The organism is Paenibacillus sp. CF384 (genome assembly GCF_900106745.1).
In the GTDB taxonomy this organism is placed as follows: Bacteria; Bacillota; Bacilli; order Paenibacillales; family Paenibacillaceae; genus Paenibacillus_Z.
Genome location: NZ_FNNV01000001.1, coordinates 838,597 through 857,595 on the forward strand (window position 1 = coordinate 838,597; position 18,999 = coordinate 857,595).

An 18,999-nucleotide genomic window follows, 5' to 3' on the forward strand; every position below is an offset into this window, starting at 1 on the left:
TGGTGAAACAAAAGGGGCTGTACCGGTTATGTCGGCAGCCCCTTCCTTAGTTGCCAGCCCTGCTTCGTTCAGCTTATTTCAGCTTATCCAGCGCAGCTTGGCCGTTTGTCTTATACTTCTCAAGCGTTGCCGCTACGGATTGATTTTTGACGATAACATCATCCATGATCGTGAAGAACGGGAAGTCTGCTACGCCTTCTTCAATCGAAAGGCGACCAGTACCGTTTACGTGCTCGATCGCCATCTTGATGTCAGCTTCGTTCTTGAAGCGGGACTCAAGCCAGTCTTGACCAAGGTACTCTTCTGTCGCTGGGATGTCTTGCAATTCTTCGAAGATTTGGTAGACGATTTGCGGATCCTTCGTTCCTTTTGGAATAAAGTAACCGTTCTGAGCCGTGTTCGCGAAAGTGTATTTGCCGTCACTTTGAGGACCAGCAGGGTTTGGCACGATACCAACCTCGAAGGTCAGATCACCCATATTCCAGTCATAGTTGATCGACATGGCGACATCGCCGTCTTTGAACGTATTTGTTTCGTTCCAGTCCATTTTATTGCCTGATTTCACTTTCACGACATTCTCCACATTGTAGAGACGGTTAACGAATTCTAGTGCTTCAGACATCTTCGGATCTGTAAAACCTAGCGATAAGTCCGTTTCGTTAACGAACAACGCGCCATTCGTTACGCCAATGTGACGAGCCGCGTCAGCTGCCCAGCCTGCGTAGCCCCATGTATCTTTCTTGCCATCGTTGTTGGAGTCCGTCGTTGCTTGCTTCGCGATTTCCATGAACTTATCCCAAGTCCATTCGCCGCTGTTATACAGATCCTGCGGATCTTGCAAGCCAAGCTTCTTGATTAAATCGCGGTTATAGTACAGCCCGACTGCCGAGATGCCAGGTGTATTGAACGCATATTCCGTTCCGCCGATTGCCGGCAGCTTCTGAACGTGCTTCTGTTCTTTGTTGATGTCGTTATCAGCCGTTGTGAAATCCGTGAGCGGAAGTACCAAGCCTTGTTTAATTGGCGCAATCGAGCGTTTGAACTCCATCATCGAAATGTCGGCCATCGGCTCGCCTGCAAGCACTGCGGTCGTGAACTTGTCCATGTATTGATCGAACGGAATGTTCACGAATTCGAGCTTCATGTTATATTTCTCTTCGAGCTCAGCAATCTTCGCGAGGGAAGCTTTCTCGCCAGCCGTTTCACCTTTTGGCTTGCCATCCCACCACATGGAGATTTTGATTGTACGGCCGCCTAAATCAATAGCTGCCGCCACAGGCTCGTTCTCTGCGGCATTTTCTTCGGTTGCTGCATTGTTAGCGGCAGGTTCGGTTGTTGTATTGGATGCAGTGTTGCTTTCGGTTGTGTTTGAGCCATTGCTGCTGGTATTGCTGTTGCCTCCTCCACATGCACTTAGAGTAAGCATTAACGCGACAGACAGGATTGTAAGTGCTTTCATTTTTCTCATTGCAAAACAACCTCCTATTTGTTTGTCTTGCCGAACTTCGGAGCAATCGCTAACCAGCCTCCGAACTGCATTACTTTACCAGATACCCCAAAGTAAACGTTTACATTTCACCGCTTAATGCCGTCTCACCACCACCGTTAGGCTAACATTTCCAAAACCACGAGCCAATCATAGCATCATCTGCCAAAATGAGTCAATTAAAATTTAGCTAAAGCAGCAAAATAATTTATTCATTGTTTTTTAATTGTTATTTGTTTGTTATTTTGTTAGGCTAACAGTCATGCTTGACGGCATATAAAAAAAGCCCGCCTGAACGCTTTGACGCATTCGACCGAGCTTTTCTAGTATTCCCTTATATGCAATTACATGACAGATTCCATGCTCGTAATGGGATGAGCATGGGTATCACGAGTAATAATTTCGCCGTAAATCAGCTTTTTCTCATAGGATGAGCTCGGATTCAAGATCCGCCACAAGATTTGATCGACTGCTCTCATGCCAAGCAATTCCTTGTTTACATTGACCGTCGCAAGAATCGGATAATTGTCACAGGTGTTATCGTAACCGGTAACGGCGCATTGTTCCGGCACCTGGATTTGAAGCTTATTCAGCTCTTCGATCAAATACCTCGCATTCACGTCGTGCGCGCAGACGAATACCTCAGGCAGCTCTCCCAGCTTAATCTTGGAGAATAACAGATACATATCTTGAGCGTCTGGACCGATCAGCTGCGGGTCTTGATTCAATTCGATCTGGTAGCTTTCCAGCGTTGTGCGGAAGGCAAGCCATCTCTCGAAATAACTAGGCGCCTCATTGATGCTCCCAACGTATTGGAACTTTCGGTAGCCTTTGCTGATTAATTTCGTCATAAGTTCTTGCATGCAGCTGAAATTGTCGGAGAATACCGTGTCGCAATGGAGTGCCGGATCACTGTGGTCGATCATGACGACAGGGATATTCATTCGTTTAATATCGAGCAGAATCTGAGTCGAGACCGAGCCGATTGTAATGACGCCTTGAATGGCTTCCGGCTTAAGAAGAGAGAACACATGCTCGCCGGACGGTTCGGTCAGCGTAATAATGTCCATGCCCCGCTGGCTCAATCTCGTGTTGACGCCGTCAAATACGGGCCCCCAGTAGACGGAATCCCGATTCTGATAACGCACGTTCGGAAACAGCACGACAATGGTTCCGCTCCGCTTCATCTCCTCATGCTCGTTCAGCTCTCCCGTAAAACGGGCGGGCTCATTATTCTTGAAATATCCGAGCTGGCCAGCCGCTTTCATAATCATTTCTCTCGTTCGTTCGCTTACCCCATTCTTGCCTGATAGCGCTCGCGACACGGCAAACTTGGACACGCCGGCAAAATCGGCGATTTCTTGGATTTTCACTTTTCCTCTCATTCAGACCAGTCCATTCTGTGCACAATTTAGGTGTATCGGCCTATTGATCGATCTTTGGCCGCATTTCGATGAATGAGTCCAAATTTGCAGCTTGTTGTAAACCAATCATAGCAAACGGTTTGCCAAACGTAAATCAGATGTTGAATTTTGTTATGTTTTTGTTTGGTCGAATGGCTAATTGTTAACGAAAGTTTCATTTGGACATACAAAGAACGACCTTGCAGGCATCAAAGCCGCAGGTCGTCCCTTTATACCAGTACCAACATCAGATAAAACAGCAGTATCGATTCTATGATTTCACACATGGCTCCATAGGTATCACCGGTCAAACCGCTCAATTTGCGTGTAAGCCACAAGCCGAGCATCCAGCCCGCTGCAATCGTGATACCGCCTAGCAGCAGAAGCGCAACAAACGCCGACTGAAGCTCTGCGCTCGGCCATATAAGCAATGCTCCTGCCGACAGCAACAACGTAACCAACAAAGCACACGCTGCATGACGATAGCGTACCGCCCGAAACAACGCTGCCATTCCCTCGTTTGGCCTTGCGAATGGGAACAATGCCATGGCAATAACGATCCATAACCTGCTCCAGGCGCAAGCCAACATGATCAGAGGGAAGAAGATGCGCCATTGCAGCTCCGATTCGTCCATTATAGCCGCAAGACTAGAGAATTTGAACAATAGCACCAGCACTGCAGCAAGAACACCCATGGCGCCAACCCGGCTGTCTTTCATAATCTCAAGCATTCTCTCGCGTGAGCGGTGGCTCAGCACACCGTCGGCAGTATCCATTAAACCATCCATATGCAAACCGCCGCTCAACATGATCCAGACGATTAGCACAATAACAGCTGCCGGCATTGCCGGTACCACACCATGCAGGAGAGCAGCTGCTCCGGCGACAATGCCGCCAATAATTGCACCAACAAGCGGATAGTAGATCACACTGCGAGCCAGCATCTGCGGCGTGAATGGAATGACCACCGGAACGGGGATTCTTGTCAGCAGCTGCAAGGCAGTTCCCAGCGCTTGAAGCTGTACTTTCATGAACCGAATAAGCACGCTATTCCTCCCCCAACTCAAAAGCATGTGCCTTCAAATCAAGCGGAATACCTGCTACCACCAGAAAAGCCTGCTCAGCGCATGCAGCCAGCTTACGGTTCATTCGCCCTGCCTCGTCGCGAAACCGGCGTCCGAGCGGATAAGGAGGTACGATGCCGCTGCCTACTTCGTTGGTGACGAGCAGCAGCGGACCTGTGTATCCGGAAACTGCATCGACAAGACGATTAACCTCAACTAACAAAGCACCGGAATCGTACCGGAACGATTCACCGTCACTCTCATCGAGCTCACCGACCCGAAGCAGCTGATTCGTCAACCACAGCGTAAGACAGTCGATTAGCACAGCCGGGCGTTCTTCTTCATGTACAGCTTCTAACCGTTCCAGCAGCTCGGCCACTTCGTAGGGCTCCTCTATCGTTTCCCAAGCAAACCCAGACTCCGCGCGCGATTCCTGATGATGGTCCGTCCGTTCCTTCATCTCCTCATCCCATATCTGAGATGTGGCGACATAGATGCCCCGCTTAGCAAGCATCTTCGCATAGGCTTCGGCGAAGCCGCTCTTCCCGCTCCGAGCGCCGCCTGTAATGAATATCGCCATGTTCTGTTCTCCCCCGCCTCTCGTTCCACCAAACCTTACCGAAAGCTACTCGCGCGAAACCCCAGCGCTCTCGAACGTAGCCATCTCTCGCATCACGCGAAGTGCCGCATCGACCAAATGGAAGCAGAGCACGGCCCCCGTCCCCTCACCCAGCCGCATATCCAAATGAAGCATCGGCGATAATCCGATCTGTTCCAGCAGCTTGTGATGTCCTTGTTCCTGCGAGAGATGGGAGCCGATCATATGCGCCGCCGATTGCGGTGCGATCGAGGCTGCAACAAGCGCAGCTGCCGACGAGATGAAACCATCAATAATAACCGGGCAGCGACTAGCCGCTGCACCGAGGATGACGCCGACTAATCCGGCAATCTCAAGCCCGCCTACTTTGGCTAGTACGCCAATCGGATCGGAAGGAGAAGGCATGTTGCACGCGATTGCCCGATTAACCACATCAACCTTATGCAAACGACGCTCTTCGTTAATTCCCGTACCAAGCCCAACCGCCTCATCTGCCGACATATTGCCGAGCACCGCACAAAGTGCAGCGCTAGCCGTCGTATTGCCAATCCCCATTTCGCCGGTAGCGAACATGCGGTAGCCGTCAGCAGCAAGCTTTGTCGTCAAATGATAACCATCTATAATAGCCGCGAGCGCTTCATCACGCGTCATCGCCTGCTCCTTTGTCATGTTCGCGGTGCCCTTGCGGGTTTTGCACGAAATCAAGGACGGGTGCTCCAAATCCGCATTCACGCCCATATCCACGCAGTAAACGTCAGCGCCTGCGCCTCTGGCAAGCACATTCACGCAAGCTCCGCCTGAGAGAAAATTCAATACCATCTGAGGCGTTACTTCAGCGGGAAAAGCACTAACGCCTTCCTCGCACACCCCATGGTCGCCAGCCATCACAATAACGGCCCGTTTGGATAAATCGGCTGAAACTTCGCCCGTTATACCTGCTATTTGCTTAGCAAGTTCCTCCAACTTCCCCAAGCTGCCTGGAGGTTTCGTCAAATTGTTCAAGTGAAGCTGTGCTTCTACGAGTTGTTCCGCATGGAGTGGTTGAATCCGATCAATTAACTCCATTAAATAGTTTTCGTTTTTCATGCTAACTCTCCTTTTCACCCTGGCTGTACACCTGATTGCAGTAGAATTTGTGGAACACCGGTATCCGGATGCGGCAGCACGATGGATCTGGCACCGAACACCGTTTGAATGAGCTCAGGTTGAATGACTTCCGAGGGAGATCCAAACGCTTCAATACCACCATCATGCAGTACCAGCAATGCATCGCAATAATGAGCTGCCAGATTCAGATCATGCAGCACGGAGATGACCGTCAGCCCGCGCTCCCGCTGCCAATTCTTCACCGTATCGAGCAGCTGTATCTGATACCCGATATCCAGATAAGTGGTCGGCTCGTCGAGCAGCAGCAGCTCAGGCTCCTGTGCCATCACTTTGGCCAAAGCAACACGCTGACGCTCGCCTCCACTCAATTGATCGATCCGTCGATGCTGCAGATCAAGCAAACCCATGGAGCCAAGTGCATCTTCAACCACATCGCCGCTGCCCGAAGTTTCTTCACCCAGCCAGTTCTGATAAGGAAAACGCCCCATCGTAACCACTTCACGCACGGTAAAACCAACCGCCGGCAGTCCGCCTTGCTGCAGCACGGCAACCCATTTGGCCAAATCCTTGCGTTTATACGCACTGACAGCCCGTTCCCTTAACAGCACTTCGCCTGAATTCGGCTGCTCCATGCCTGTCAGCAGCTGGAGAAGCGTAGATTTACCGACGCCGTTCGGACCGATAATGCCGTACATTCGACCTTCTTGCATCGAGAAACTAATCTCGCGCAGAATTTGTTTGCCCGCAATGATTTTGGATAATCGCCTTGCTTCGATCATGTTTGCGACCCTCCCTGCAGCACCTTGCGCCGATAGAGCAAATAGGCAAAGAACGGTGCACCGATAAGCGCCGTCACCACGCCTAGCGAGATTTCCTTAGGGCTTAGTGCAGTTCGAGCGAGCGTATCCGCCCATAAGAGATAAATAGCACCACCTAGCGCAGACAACGGAATAATGAATCGATAGTCCGGGCCGACCAGCAACCGAAGGAGATGAGGAACTACCAAGCCAACGAAACCGACTACACCTGCAATCGATACCGCAACCGCGGTCAGAAATGTAGAAACGATCAGAACGATCAGCTTCGTGCGTTCGACGTTTACGCCCAAATGCGCGGCATGACGTTCGCCCAGCACGAACAAATTGAGATGCTGACCATAGCGGATCATGACCGGCAATCCCACGATAAGAAACGGCAAAATCAGCCGGACATGTTCCCAGCTGCGAGCACTAAGACTGCCCATTAGCCAGAATAAAGCTTCGTTGATAACGCCTTGCGACATCGACACCATGAAGGTCACGAAAGCGCCGAGAAAAGCTTGAACGATGACACCGGATAAGATTAACGTCTCGACATTAATCGCTCCTCTTGCTCGTGAAAGTGCAAACACGATAAAGAGGGTAACGATGCCCGTAATGAAAGCGACGAGCGGAACCGTCCATAAGCCGATCACCGACTGGTAGCCGAATACGATCATGAAAGCCGCGCCAACCGAACACCCCGTTGCGACACCTAGTGTGAACGGATCAGCAAGCGGATTACGCAGAACGCCTTGAAATCCGGAGCCGGCAAGTGCCAAACAAGCGCCGACAAGCATTGCTAATACGACTCTTGATAATCTTAGCTGTGTCACGATTGCGATATCGCTGGCGTCATAGAGACTACTTGGGTCCTCCATCCACGGCAGCTGATGAATCAATATTCCCCAAACGCGCAAAAGCGGCAATCCGGATGAGCCAATCGACAAACTGACGACGACAGATACAGCAAGAAGGAGCATCGCTGCTCCTCCATAAATATATAGCCTTGTTCTCATCTTATTTGAACAGATCCGGATGGAGTTTCTTCGCTACCTCCAGCAGCCCATCGGCAAGTCGAGGTCCGACCCGAGTGAGCGGATCCTGATCCACTTCAAACACTTGCTTATTCTTAACCGCATTAATTGTTGCCCAGCCTGGTCTTGTTTCTATCCCGGTAAGGATAGGGTTTGTCTCGCCTTCAGCGAGAGTCATGGAGGCATATATGATCTGATCCGGATTCGATTTCACGACCGACTCAGGGTCAATCTCGTACCAGCCCTGCTCGCTAGCGATGTTAACGCCTCCGGCGAGTGTAATGAGTTCATCCAAGAACTCTCCTTTTCCCACTGTCCAGCCCGGTGCGAACTCCAGGTACACATTCCGTTTCGGCGCATCTTTAACGGTGTTAACTACTTCTTCTCTAACTTGCTCCATATGAGCGGTAACTGCAGCTGCCTGCTCATTTTTATCCAAAATTTCACCGATCTGCTTTACCTTCGCTATGACAGCATCGTACGTTTTAGGATCTGTAGCATACACAGGGATTTGGAGCGAACGAAGCTTATCTACAACGGCACTCCCCATGGTGTAGGAGGCGAGCACAAGGTCTGGTTTCAGCGACACGATCTTCTCAATATCGGCGTCCATATCACCGATCTTCGTCACGCTCTCCGCTTCCTTGGGATAGTTAGAGTAATTGTCTACCCCAACCAGAGAAACCCCGGCATCGATTGCATAGACGATCTCAGTCTCACTCGGCAGCAGTGAAACAATGCGCGCAGGCGCAGACTGGAACGTGAGCTCAGTTCCCGTAACATCCTTCAACGACAGCGGGTATACGGAATGTTGTTGCGGCGTGGCGTTATTCGCAGCAGCTTGCTCTGTTGTATTGGCTGAATTGCCGGCACTGCCCGCATTTCCTGCATTCTCAGCAGCTTGATTGGCGTTATTCTCACCCGAGCCGCATGCAGCTGTAATCAGCAGCATTGCAGTTATTGCTACGAGAAACACGAGTTTAGTTAATGGCATTAAACTAGATGTAGATTTCATTTGAATCCTTCTCTCCCCATTCTATAATTGCGTACAACAAAAAAAGCATTTCCGACTTCGAGCGTCAGAAATGCTTACGTTCCGTAGAACATCAGCGGGCAATAAACGGTTGCCCATCTCCAACACCTCCCTAAGTCCTCGTAGGTAGCGTTCATACTGAACAGGCAGGTATCCTGACTCGAAGCTTCTGACATCAACGTCTTCCCAAACGATCCCATCGTTCAGTGACCTATCATTGATGCGTTGTCGATTGGCAATAGGCTTGCATGCCTTCTCTTCCAGAATCGACGCTTCTTACAGTGGCGGGTCCGTGCCGGTATTTCACCGGTCTTCCCATTTAAGCTAAGCTTGCATGTCTCAGCGGACTGAAACTAACGCATATGCTTAGCACCTGTTCGTAAACTATGAAATTGTGCTTGAGTAACTATACCATCACCTATTTAGGATGTCTACAATTGGCTTTCACTTCCGAAGAAATCGATTCATTTGACCGTTTAAACGCAGCGCATTAAATACGACGGACACCGAGCTAAGCGCCATCGCTGTTCCGGCCATCCACGGCTCGATACCGCCTACTGCCGCAAACGGGATCACAATAGAGTTATAGAGCAGCGCAAAACCAAGATTTTGACGGATATTCCGGACTGTCATTCTGCTGATCTGAAAAGCCTCATAAATACCGGTCAGCCGCGAACGAAGCAGCGTCATATGTCCGGCATCCAGCGCTGCCTCCGTGCCGCCTCCCATCGCGATCCCGACATCTGCGGCAGCAAGCGCGGGCGCATCATTCCAGCCGTCACCGGCCATAGCTATGACTCTTCCTTCCGCTTGCAGCTTGCGAATGAGCGCTGCCTTGTGCTCCGGCAGCATGGACGCATGTACATGATCCTGTGCGATTCCGGTGATCCGAGCCACGTTCATAGCAGATGACGAATGATCGCCAGTTGCAAGCAGGATGCGAACGCCTTCGGCAGCCATCGCCGAGACTGCATCCGTCGAGGAGCGTTTTACTTGATCGGTGAAGGCAAACGCACCGGCGCATTCCCCGTCTATCGCGGCATAGATGACCGTCTCTCCGAGTTCTTCTTTCCGATTGACGAAGCTAAGCAGCACGCGATTCATCTTCCAGTCTCGCTCAGCGGCAAATGCGGCATTGCCAATTTCGATGCGCTTGCCTTCAACGACTGCTTCAATCCCCTTGCCCGGGTAGGCTTGATAAGCGGATGATTCCGGAATCACTAGCCCAGCCCGTTTACCTGCAGCTTTAATCGCTGCTGCGAATGGATGCTGTGAATTTGCCTCCGCAGACGCTGCTAGTCGCAGCAGAGCGCTAGGTGAGCCTGACAATGCGGAAACTTCCGTTAACGCAGGCTTGCCTTCTGTTAACGTACCTGTCTTATCCAGTACAATCGTATCCAATTGAGCCAGACGCTCCAGTGCGCCTGCTTCCTTCATCACGACGCCGCGGCGGGCAAGTTTACCTGTAGCCAGTACGAGCGATATCGGCGCCGCCAAACCAAGCGCGCACGGACATGCTGCCAGAAGCACAGCCAGCGCATGAAGCGATGCCTTCCCCCAGTCGCCAGGCTCCAGCCAAATCAGCCATAGCAGCAAGGTAGCCAACGAAAGCAGCATCATAATCGGCACAAAAATAGCGGATAACCGGTCCACTCTTCGCCCGATCGAAGACTTTGTCGCCTGCGCTTGGCGCGTCAAGGCCGCAATTCGGCTTAACATCGTATCCGGCCCTGTCGCCGTTACCCGAATTCGCAGCTCTTGTCCGCGAACGATAGTACCGGCGTACACTTGATCCCCAGCCGACCGCACGACAAGCGAACTTTCACCGGTTAGGAAGGATTCATCCATCGTCGAATGTCCCTCCACGATGATCCCATCCGTCGGAAGCGGTTCATTCACCGCAGCAATAAGCTGATCACCGAGTCTTATTTTGGCCAGTGATATCTTCTCTCTGTTTCCACCGCGAATGATGACCGCTTCGCTCGTCTGAAGTGAAGCATAGCTATCGCTTTCCTTCATGACCCGCTCCGATGCGGACGCCTCCAGCAGCTTGCCAAGCAGCACAGCGGTTATGACAACCGCTGACGTTTCGAAATATAACGCCCCGCCGGTCATCATGGAGATATAGCTGTAAGCGAAAGCAGCTGTAGTTCCGATCGCGACAAGCACATCCATATTCGCCGTTCGCTCTCGAAGGGCATAGAATGCGCCGAAATAGAAAGGCATCCCGATAAAGAACTGAACAATTGCCGCGAGCACAAATTGAAGCAGCGGCTCCTGAATAATCAATGGAACCGGGATGGCTTCCAGCCAGGCATAATGATGAACCATCGTCCATAGCAGCGGAATTGTGAAGAGCACCGCCACGAAGACACGCACCTTAAGCGAGTCCAGCTCGGAAGAATTGTCCCCATCTTTCCCGTAGAGGAAAGCATGAAATCCAAGCTGCCCGATTCGTTCGATAATGGATGTCGGCGTCGTTTGTTCCGGTGAGAAGGTGATATAAGCTGATTTGGCCGCATAATGAACGGATACACCGGATACGCCTGCCAGCTTGCCGACAGCCCGTTCGATGCGGGTCGCACAGGCCGTACAGCTCATGCCGTGTATTCGCAAATCAAGCGCTTGATCTCCGCGTTGCTGCTGCATAAGGAACCTCCTCCATCAAACAAACTAGCTGTCCTACTCTCCACTATATGGCAGGGTTGTTCGACTCATGATATAAACAACAAAAGCACCTTCGCGCAATAAGCGCGAAAGTGCTCTCTTGTACACCATTCTATTCCCCTGTAGCCACTTCCCCGGGCCAGCTCAGCATACCGCCAAGCACATTAACGACCTCATACCCTTGGGCAGCCAAATAATCACAAGCTTTGCCGCTGCGATTGCCGCTTCTGCACACCATATACAGCGGCTCCTCGAAAGCATTCAATTCACCGAGTCTTTCGATAAAGACGGAGAGCGGGATGCTCACCGCTTCTTTGATATGACCCGACTCCCACTCATCGGGTTCACGTACATCGATTACGCTCAGCTTCTCGCCTTCACGCAGCCGAGTTTCCAATTCACTAGCCGTTATTTCTCCCATTTCCTGCAATCGCTCCTTAACGCTAAATTCAAACCTATACCTGCATTCTACTCCTCCGCCTTGCCAAATGTCCATCCGGCAAGCGACATAAGAAGGAGCAGCACCAGCCGTTCCCAGCGAATGCTGCTCCAGATCAGATTCAGATCATGGAAGAAAAGGCAGGCAATCCATCCACTTTGCCGTCTTCCATGAATTGAATGCGAACGACCTTCTCGCTATGCTGTTCAAACCAGATACGCACGGTAACTTCAAACTTCCGAGAGCCTTTGTTCAGCAGCAGACGGAACGTTTCCGACATCAATCCCGCTTCTTCCACTTTACGGCCGACATGCTTATAGTCCACGATCTCAGCATGATAACGGTGCGTCGTTTCCTTCATCGCGAGTCTGCCCCACTTTGCGTAAGGCGGTTCAGCGGAAACAGGTGTAACGGCACAGAACAACATCATACAAGTCATCATTAGAATTATTAACGGTCTCATTCTTCCACCTCCATAGTCTAGGCGATGGTAGAATTCCCCATTTCAAGCTCTTTCATACATGGAAGAGCTACTGTTTCAATTGGAATGGACTTTTGACGACACGATGACTTGTTGCCACGATACGACTAGACAGCAGCAGCGCCGTACTCCAGCACAATAGAAATCCATTCCATAGAGGATCGAATACTCCCTTAGGCGGGTTTAGATATCGATAAGGAATACCGTCTGTGAACAAATGTTCTCTTAGATTGGTACCGAAACGCAGGGCAATTATAGTGGCTACGATAAGAGCAAGTGATCCAAGCGCATACCACACACGCTGCTTCTTCACGGCCCAATAGAACAGTGATGCAACATAGAAGCCGAATAACAGGGAAGACAACGGAGCCACAACGACGGTACTGACGAAATCATGCCTGTGATGAATAACCATCATTTTCAGCTTATAAACAATTACCGTTGTGCTCAGTAACACAAGCCATAGGGAGATTTTCGTACTTGGAGCAGCAATCTTCTCTTTAACAGTGTTCCGCGACAACCCCATGAAACGAAAGTATCGATACAGGAGCATGAGCCCTGGTATAAACAGCCCTACTAAAGAGAAGTCAATCTGCAGCTTTGCATACAAAGGAGAATCGCCATGGTGTACGCGCAGAAAATCGAATGTCTCGACGAATATGCCGCCTGCATGCGTCCAAGCATCAACGAACATATGGGTCCAGTAACCAACCAACAAGGAACCGAGAAATACGATCCATGCTCGAACCGAGTCCAGCTTCCATTCCACGCATAAGCTTGAGACGAACTGATCCATTCGCCCGAATGATGGAAGAAACTTTGGCAGTACCGGTTTAATCAAATAATGAAACACGAATGCGAAGGCTATACACAATGGCAAGCCTTGTATGAGAAAACCTAATATCGAATGTCCAATACTCTGATAGGGCTCCATCGCCACAAAATACTCCATATCAGGCGACATACTCCCGAGGATAAGTCCCGTAACACTTACCCATTTAGGTTTGATCCGTCGAAGCGGAACCGCAAAGAGCGGATGCGCAAATGTAAAAGGCACGGTTATTCTAACCCGCCGAACTTATTCAGAGGCCACAGACGAAATACTGCGCGACCTTCCAGGCTTGATAAGGCGATGGGGCCTAACACGCGGCTGTCTTGACTGTTTTCTCGATTATCTCCCATTACAAATACGGTGTTGGCAGGGACCGTGTAAGGCATTTCCAGCCCGTTCGAGAAGGTGAGACCTTTTATGTACGGCTCTTCCAATGGTCGATCATTCAGAATGACATGACCGTCTCCGGTAATGTTAAGGACATCTCCCGGCAAGCCGATCACGCGTTTAATTAATCGCTTGTCACTTTCAGGACCGCTGATGATAACGATATCTCCACGGTGCGGAGATTCAAATCTGTAGCTGATTTTGTCCTCAATCAGTCGTTGACCTTCTACTAAAGTTTTTTGCATCGAGATATTCCTTACTTCGGTTTGGGCAAATGCATAGTTCTGGATCAGCAGCGCGGCTACCATTGCCACTCCCAGCGTAAGTATCCAATCTCGTACTTCTCTCGCCCACGGTTTCTTATGTGTTGGTGTAACTTCCGGTTTCTCCATATGATTCTCCTTCCAATTCGTACAGCTTTCCGTGAGCATCGTTCGTTTCAAGCAAAACCTTCTTATAACTATTACGAATTTAACCAGCAAATAGTTTCTTTGAAAACAGCATTTTGTAAAAAGCATTGCCCGTCCGCGCTCTCGTAGGATAAAGTTAGGAGATGAACGTAGCTTTCCAAAGGAGTGAATTTCCGTTGTCCGCTGACGCCAAGGCTGCCCTTATACCCACTACTCGCGCCGATCATGTTATTTTCATCATAGTCACCTTATTGTACTGGTCTACCCTTTATGTCTATGTCCCCATTCTTCCTCCGTTTATGAAAAGCAGCGGGTACGCCGATGTGCTGATCGGCATCGTACTCGGCAGCTACGGCTTTACGCAGATGCTTGTCCGTTTCCCGCTTGGGCTCGCTTCCGATAAGCTGCATAAACGTAAGCCGTTCCTTATGCTGGGCATGGTGAGCGGCGCACTAAGCTGCGTATTGTTCACGATTCCCGGCTCCTGGCTATGGCCGCTGGCAGGACGAATGATGTCAGGCGTCTGCGCTTCCGCATGGGTTGCCTTCACCGTGCTGTACGCCGCCTACTACGCTTCCTCTGAAGCGACCAAAGCGATGAGTAATATCAGCTTCATGACCGTCTCCGGGCAATTGATCGGCATGACGCTGAGCGGCTGGCTTGCCGGAGCATACAGCTGGAATGCTGCTTTCATCGCCGGGATTGGACTCGGCATCGCAGGGTTACTGCTCTCCTTTGCAGTAAAAGAGCCGCGCGAGGGGGTCGAGCGTCCGCCAATCTCGCTTCAGCATCTGCGAGAGGTCGTTCGAACGCCTTCTCTTATACAGGTATCGACGCTATCGATCTTGGCGCATTGCGTGCTCTTCATTACCATGTTCGGGTTTACGCCGCTGAAAGCAACATCCTTAGGTGCCTCAAGCAGTCAGCTTACATTAATCGTCATTGCCTTCATGGTTCCTCACGCCATCGCTTCCTTGCTGACAGGTCGCATCCTTGCACCTCGATATGGGAGCAGGAGTGTCATTGCTGTAGGCTTCGCACTTAGTGCAGTATGCACGATTGCCATTGCCTACTCACCTTCGCTCGGATGGCTGGCTCTTACGCAGGCGCTTAACGGCTTTGCACAGGGCATGCACCTGCCCTTGCTGCTCGGACTCGCCATACAGCCGTTTGAGTCTTCTAAACGCGCAACGGCGATGGGCTTCTACCAAGCCGTATACTCAATCGGCATGTTCGCAGGCCCATTCCTAGCCGGTTTCATTAACGAAGCCTTCGGCCGCGATTACGGTTTCTGGCTGGGCGGCCTCTTCGCTCTTGCTGCACTTGGCTTACTACTCATATGGCGACGAAGTCAAGCGCCACAATCTGCTTAACAACGCAAAAACCTGCCGCACATTGCTCGCGCGGCAGGTTTTTCTCATTGCCTCTAACTACATGCACTCTTCCGGATCTTCAACCTGAGCATCCTCGATCGAGATCTTCTCGGCAACCGTGTCGCGAATGACAGAAACGACCGTCTGCAGCAGATAGTTAATATCCGCTTGGCTTTGTTGGAACTCCGTAATGATCGGAATTCCGTCCAGCTCATCTTGAAGCACTTCGATCTCTTTCTCGATCTTAGCCACCATATCTGCGTTCTTGAACGTTGTTTCGAAAGCAACGATTTCCTTCTGCTTCTTCTTGATTATTGCGATCAATCCTTGAATGCGCTCATTGCCTTGGATTTGTTTCTCTGCACGTTGGAATTGTTGAACTTCTTCCGAAGTGAAGATCATGGTTGCCAGTTCTTTCGTCTTGGCCATGATATCTGCACGAACGATAATGTCTTCCGTATTGAATTTCGGTACCGTACAACTTGAATCGTGGTCGTGATCGTGGTCATGTTTATGATCGTGTTTCGCTGTTTGCTCGTTTGCCAATGGGTCCAGCTCCTCTAGTTTGTTAAGATACGGCTTCGTGTTTCGTATATTCCATGATGGGCTCTGCTTTGACATACCAAGTTTGAGCCTCGGTCACTCTTGCTTCGATGAATTGTCCAATCCACTCCGCCGGTCCTTCGATATGTACCAGCTTGTTCGTACGCGTACGTCCGGACAAGACATGCGCATTGTTCTTGCTCTGGCCTTCAATCAGCACTTCGACAACCTGGCCGATCGCATCTTGATTGCTTTGACGGCTGAGCTCCGCAATAACGGCGTTCAGTCGCGCGAGCCGCGCTTTCTTCACAGCCTCCGGAATGTTATCTTCCATCTCCGCAGCAGGTGTCCCCACGCGCGGTGAGTAGATGAAGGTGTAAGCTGAAGCAAAGCCGACCTCTCTCATCAGGGAGAGCGTGTCTTCGAACTGCTCGTCCGTTTCGCCCGGGAAACCTACGATGACATCTGTAGTCATTGATACGCCTGGAATTGCTCGTTTGATCTTCGCTGCCAGCTCCAGGAACATCTCTCTTGTATATTTGCGACTCATCCGTTTGAGTACTTCCGTGCTGCCGGATTGCACCGGTAGATGAATATGTTCTACAAGATTGCCCCGTGTAGCCAGAACCTCTATCAGATGATCGTCAAAGTCGCGCGGGTGGCTCGTCGTAAATCGAATGCGCGGCAGATCAATTCTGGCCATATCCGCCATCAAATCGCCGAACCGATACTCGATATCGTCAAAATCTTTCCCATAGGCGTTAACGTTCTGCCCGAGCAGCGTAATCTCTTTAAAGCCCTGCCGAGCCAGATCGCGAACCTCTGCGATTACATCCTCCGGACGTCTGCTGCGCTCTTTACCGCGCGTATAAGGCACGATACAGTACGTACAGAACTTGTCGCAGCCATACATGATGTTCACCCAGCCGCGCATGCCTTCACGCTTCTTAGGCAGGTTCTCGATAATGTCGCCTTCTTTGGACCATACCTCTACTACCATTTCCTTGCTAAACAGCGCATCCTGCAAGAGGTAAGGGAGCCTATGAATATTATGTGTACCGAAGATCAGATCTACGAAACTATGCTTCTGCATAATTCGGCTAACCACCGATTCTTCCTGCGACATGCAGCCGCACACGCCAAGAATCAATCCCGGTTTCTCCAGCTTCAGATGCTTCAGATGCCCCAGCTCGCCGAATACTTTATCTTCTGCATTCTCGCGAACTGCGCAAGTGTTGAGCAGGATGACATCCGCTTCGGTACGGTCATCCGTCGGCAAGTAGCCCATTTGCTCGAACATGCCTTTCATGACTTCCGTATCATGCTCGTTCATCTGGCAGCCGTATGTCGTAATATGATAGAGCTTGCCTTTGCCGAGCTGCAGCAGTTCCGGAGGTGTTGCCGATTCATAGTGAACCTGAATGGCTTCCTTTCCTCTACGCTTCTCGTCCTTATAATTAGGCGCAGCGTTCACCGTTATATCTCGACCGTTAATTCGGTAGGTTGTTTTCCCGTCTTCTTCCCTCAGTACCTTCGCACCTGTGAAGTCAAAATACTTGGAGAAGTCTTTATCGCCGCTCACGGGCTTTGTTTGGCCTGCAGCCGCGCCGTGCGTCTCCTTACTCACAAACCTTCACGCCCTTCCTCCATACGTGTCCATTCCAATATTATAGCAAACCCATTGGCGATTATAAAGAAGAATGAACCTTTGTTCAACCTTACAGCATTCCAATTGTAACAAAAAAGAGACAATTCACCCCTGCGAGCGACTGTCTCTTTCTAGTTATCGACTATAGCAGGTTATCCGATGATCTCAGCTTGATCGCCGGTAGACGCGCCTGCTGCATTGGCTTCATCCGTGTCAATGTGCATATCAAGCGCGAACTCCGGAGATACGCGTGCGATTACATTCTCCAGCACGAGGCCGCGTTCGCCTTGCAAGCGTACTGTCAACCGCTGTTTATCCGCAATTCCGAAGCGCTCTGCATCGCTCGTATGGAAGTGAATGTGACGCGCTGCTACGATCACGCCTTCTTCGATCGTCACTTCCCCTGCAGGTCCTTTAATCGTGATGCCCGCAGAGCCTGCGATGTCACCGGATTCGCGAACAGGCGGTTTAATACCCAGGGTGAAGGCATCCGTGCGGGAAACCTCGAGCTGCGTACGTTTGCGCACGGGACCTAGAATCCGGACTTTGCCGAAGCTTCCCTTTGGCCCAACAACCTCTACCGTTTCATTAGCAGCGTATTGCCCTGGCTGAGATAACGGCTTGAAGACGGACAACTCTGCACCTTGTCCGAATAGTATTTCTACATGCTCCTGCGATAGATGAATATGTCTGGCGGATACGCCAACGGGAACCATCTTTGTCATATGCTAATTAAACACCCTTCTATAACGCGTCAGGTCGATAAGAAAGGCATACAGCTCAAAGGAAGAACTGTATGCCTTCTATATAGGCTGAACGTTGCGATTATTTAAATTCCGCTACCAATTTGTCGAACTGCTCCTGCGACAAGGATAGATCTTGGTTAGCCAGCCCTTCCGGCTGGAAGCCGCTCACCATATCCTCGTACGATTTGCGTTCTTTGTTCTGGTAGATGAGGCCTGTAAGCATGCCGTTCGTTTCCATGATCTTGTTCATAGCCGCGATACGGTTCGTCGGATCGTAATCCGGGAATTGATCCAGGTTTACGATATTTTCTTTGAACCAATCGTAGGTGTTTACTTTGTTGAACGTTACGCATGGGCTGAATACGTTGATCAGCGAGAAGCCTTTATGGTTCAGGCCAGCTTCGATCAGGGCAGTCAGCTGCTTCAGATCGCTGGAGAACGATTGCGCGATAAACGTAGCGCCAGCTGACATTGCGATTTCAAGCGGCGACAATGTGGTCTCGATCGAACCTTCCGGCGTCGATTTGGTCTTGAAGCCTTCCGCACTGCGAGGCGAAGTTTGACCCTTCGTCAAGCCGTAGATTTGGTTATCCATAACGATGTACGTAAGGTCAACGTTACGACGAATGGCGTGAACCGTATGGCCCATACCGATTGCGAAGCCGTCGCCGTCACCGCCGGAAGCGATAACCGTCAGCTCGCGGTTCGCAAGCTTCACGCCTTGCGCGATTGGCAGTGCGCGGCCGTGAATACCGTGAAGACCGTACGCATTCACATAACCGGAGATACGACCGGAACAGCCGATTCCGGAAATAACAGCTAGACCCTCTGGCTCTAGCCCAACGTTAGCGGCAGCCCGCTGAATAGCGGCTTGAACGGAGAAATCTCCGCAACCCGGGCACCAGTTAGGTTTTACGTTATTACGAAACTCTTTAAATGTAGCCATCT

The 18,999-nt window shown here is 50.7% G+C and carries 18 protein-coding genes and 1 riboswitch; of the genes, 1 reads left to right on the forward strand and 17 read right to left on the reverse strand.

The window, feature by feature from the left end; translation table 11 throughout:
• Nucleotides 1–73: 73 nt before the first annotated feature.
• From BLW29_RS03920 to lepB, 13 genes are all read right to left on the reverse strand, one after another.
• Nucleotides 74–1,468 carry an ABC transporter substrate-binding protein gene (locus BLW29_RS03920; protein ID WP_090976362.1) on the reverse strand — a complete coding sequence of 465 codons (1,395 nt, stop codon included), beginning with the start codon at nucleotides 1,466–1,468 and terminating at the stop codon, nucleotides 74–76.
• A 362-nt stretch (nucleotides 1,469–1,830) separates the two neighbouring features.
• Nucleotides 1,831–2,871: a LacI family DNA-binding transcriptional regulator gene (locus BLW29_RS03925; RefSeq protein WP_090976364.1), complete on the reverse strand. Its 1,041-nt coding sequence runs from the start codon at nucleotides 2,869–2,871 to the stop codon at nucleotides 1,831–1,833.
• Nucleotides 2,872–3,119: 248 nt separating this feature from the next.
• Nucleotides 3,120–3,935 carry an adenosylcobinamide-GDP ribazoletransferase gene (gene cobS, locus BLW29_RS03930; protein ID WP_256208304.1) on the reverse strand — a complete coding sequence of 272 codons (816 nt, stop codon included), beginning with the start codon at nucleotides 3,933–3,935 and terminating at the stop codon, nucleotides 3,120–3,122.
• A 1-nt stretch (nucleotide 3,936) separates the two neighbouring features.
• Nucleotides 3,937–4,533 (reverse strand): bifunctional adenosylcobinamide kinase/adenosylcobinamide-phosphate guanylyltransferase, encoded by a 597-nt coding sequence (gene cobU / locus BLW29_RS03935; protein ID WP_090976366.1) that lies wholly within the window; start codon nucleotides 4,531–4,533, stop codon nucleotides 3,937–3,939.
• A gap of 45 nt (nucleotides 4,534–4,578) precedes the next feature.
• Entirely contained in the window at nucleotides 4,579–5,637 is a 1,059-nt protein-coding gene (cobT, locus tag BLW29_RS03940) for a nicotinate-nucleotide--dimethylbenzimidazole phosphoribosyltransferase (protein ID WP_090976369.1), read from the reverse strand.
• 14 nt (nucleotides 5,638–5,651) lie between these two features.
• A complete protein-coding gene (locus BLW29_RS03945; RefSeq protein WP_090976370.1) occupies nucleotides 5,652–6,437 on the reverse strand; it encodes an ABC transporter ATP-binding protein in 786 nt (261 codons plus the stop codon).
• The gene (locus tag BLW29_RS03950; RefSeq protein ID WP_090976372.1) at nucleotides 6,434–7,474 is read right to left on the reverse strand and encodes a FecCD family ABC transporter permease; all 1,041 of its coding nucleotides are present in this window, start codon (nucleotides 7,472–7,474) and stop codon (nucleotides 6,434–6,436) included. The genes BLW29_RS03945 and BLW29_RS03950 overlap by 4 nt, the downstream gene beginning before the upstream one ends.
• A gap of 1 nt (nucleotide 7,475) precedes the next feature.
• Nucleotides 7,476–8,507: an ABC transporter substrate-binding protein gene (locus BLW29_RS03955; protein ID WP_090976374.1), complete on the reverse strand. Its 1,032-nt coding sequence runs from the start codon at nucleotides 8,505–8,507 to the stop codon at nucleotides 7,476–7,478.
• A 145-nt stretch (nucleotides 8,508–8,652) separates the two neighbouring features.
• Nucleotides 8,653–8,891, reverse strand: a riboswitch (cobalamin riboswitch).
• 78 nt (nucleotides 8,892–8,969) lie between these two features.
• On the reverse strand, nucleotides 8,970–11,174 hold the full coding sequence (locus BLW29_RS03960; RefSeq protein WP_090976376.1) for a heavy metal translocating P-type ATPase: 2,205 nt from the start codon (nucleotides 11,172–11,174) through the stop codon (nucleotides 8,970–8,972).
• Between the two features lie 130 nt (nucleotides 11,175–11,304).
• Entirely contained in the window at nucleotides 11,305–11,613 is a 309-nt protein-coding gene (locus BLW29_RS03965) for a rhodanese-like domain-containing protein (protein WP_090976378.1), read from the reverse strand.
• 139 nt (nucleotides 11,614–11,752) lie between these two features.
• A complete protein-coding gene (locus BLW29_RS03970; protein WP_090976380.1) occupies nucleotides 11,753–12,094 on the reverse strand; it encodes a DUF3889 domain-containing protein in 342 nt (113 codons plus the stop codon).
• Nucleotides 12,095–12,161: 67 nt separating this feature from the next.
• On the reverse strand, nucleotides 12,162–13,169 hold the full coding sequence (locus BLW29_RS03975; protein WP_177186482.1) for a DUF4184 family protein: 1,008 nt from the start codon (nucleotides 13,167–13,169) through the stop codon (nucleotides 12,162–12,164).
• A 2-nt stretch (nucleotides 13,170–13,171) separates the two neighbouring features.
• Complete coding sequence (lepB, locus tag BLW29_RS03980) at nucleotides 13,172–13,774, reverse strand: signal peptidase I (RefSeq protein ID WP_256208307.1); 603 nt, start codon at nucleotides 13,772–13,774, stop codon at nucleotides 13,172–13,174.
• Nucleotides 13,775–13,884: 110 nt separating this feature from the next.
• On the opposite strand from lepB, the gene BLW29_RS03985 reads away from it, so the two are divergent.
• Nucleotides 13,885–15,114, forward strand: coding sequence for an MFS transporter (locus tag BLW29_RS03985; protein ID WP_090976384.1), 1,230 nt, complete (start codon nucleotides 13,885–13,887; stop codon nucleotides 15,112–15,114).
• Nucleotides 15,115–15,171: 57 nt separating this feature from the next.
• Here BLW29_RS03985 and BLW29_RS03990 read toward each other — a convergent pair whose 3' ends face one another.
• From BLW29_RS03990 to BLW29_RS04005, 4 genes are all read right to left on the reverse strand, one after another.
• Nucleotides 15,172–15,660, reverse strand: coding sequence for a YlbF/YmcA family competence regulator (locus BLW29_RS03990; RefSeq protein WP_256208308.1), 489 nt, complete (start codon nucleotides 15,658–15,660; stop codon nucleotides 15,172–15,174).
• Nucleotides 15,661–15,682: 22 nt separating this feature from the next.
• Nucleotides 15,683–17,284, reverse strand: a complete 1,602-nt coding sequence (gene miaB, locus BLW29_RS03995) for a tRNA (N6-isopentenyl adenosine(37)-C2)-methylthiotransferase MiaB (protein WP_256208310.1) — start codon at nucleotides 17,282–17,284, stop codon at nucleotides 15,683–15,685.
• A gap of 173 nt (nucleotides 17,285–17,457) precedes the next feature.
• Nucleotides 17,458–18,030 (reverse strand): phosphate propanoyltransferase, encoded by a 573-nt coding sequence (gene pduL / locus BLW29_RS04000; protein ID WP_090976389.1) that lies wholly within the window; start codon nucleotides 18,028–18,030, stop codon nucleotides 17,458–17,460.
• A gap of 100 nt (nucleotides 18,031–18,130) precedes the next feature.
• Nucleotides 18,131–18,997, reverse strand: a complete 867-nt coding sequence (locus tag BLW29_RS04005) for a 2-oxoacid:ferredoxin oxidoreductase subunit beta (protein WP_090976391.1) — start codon at nucleotides 18,995–18,997, stop codon at nucleotides 18,131–18,133.
• Nucleotides 18,998–18,999 lie beyond the last annotated feature (2 nt).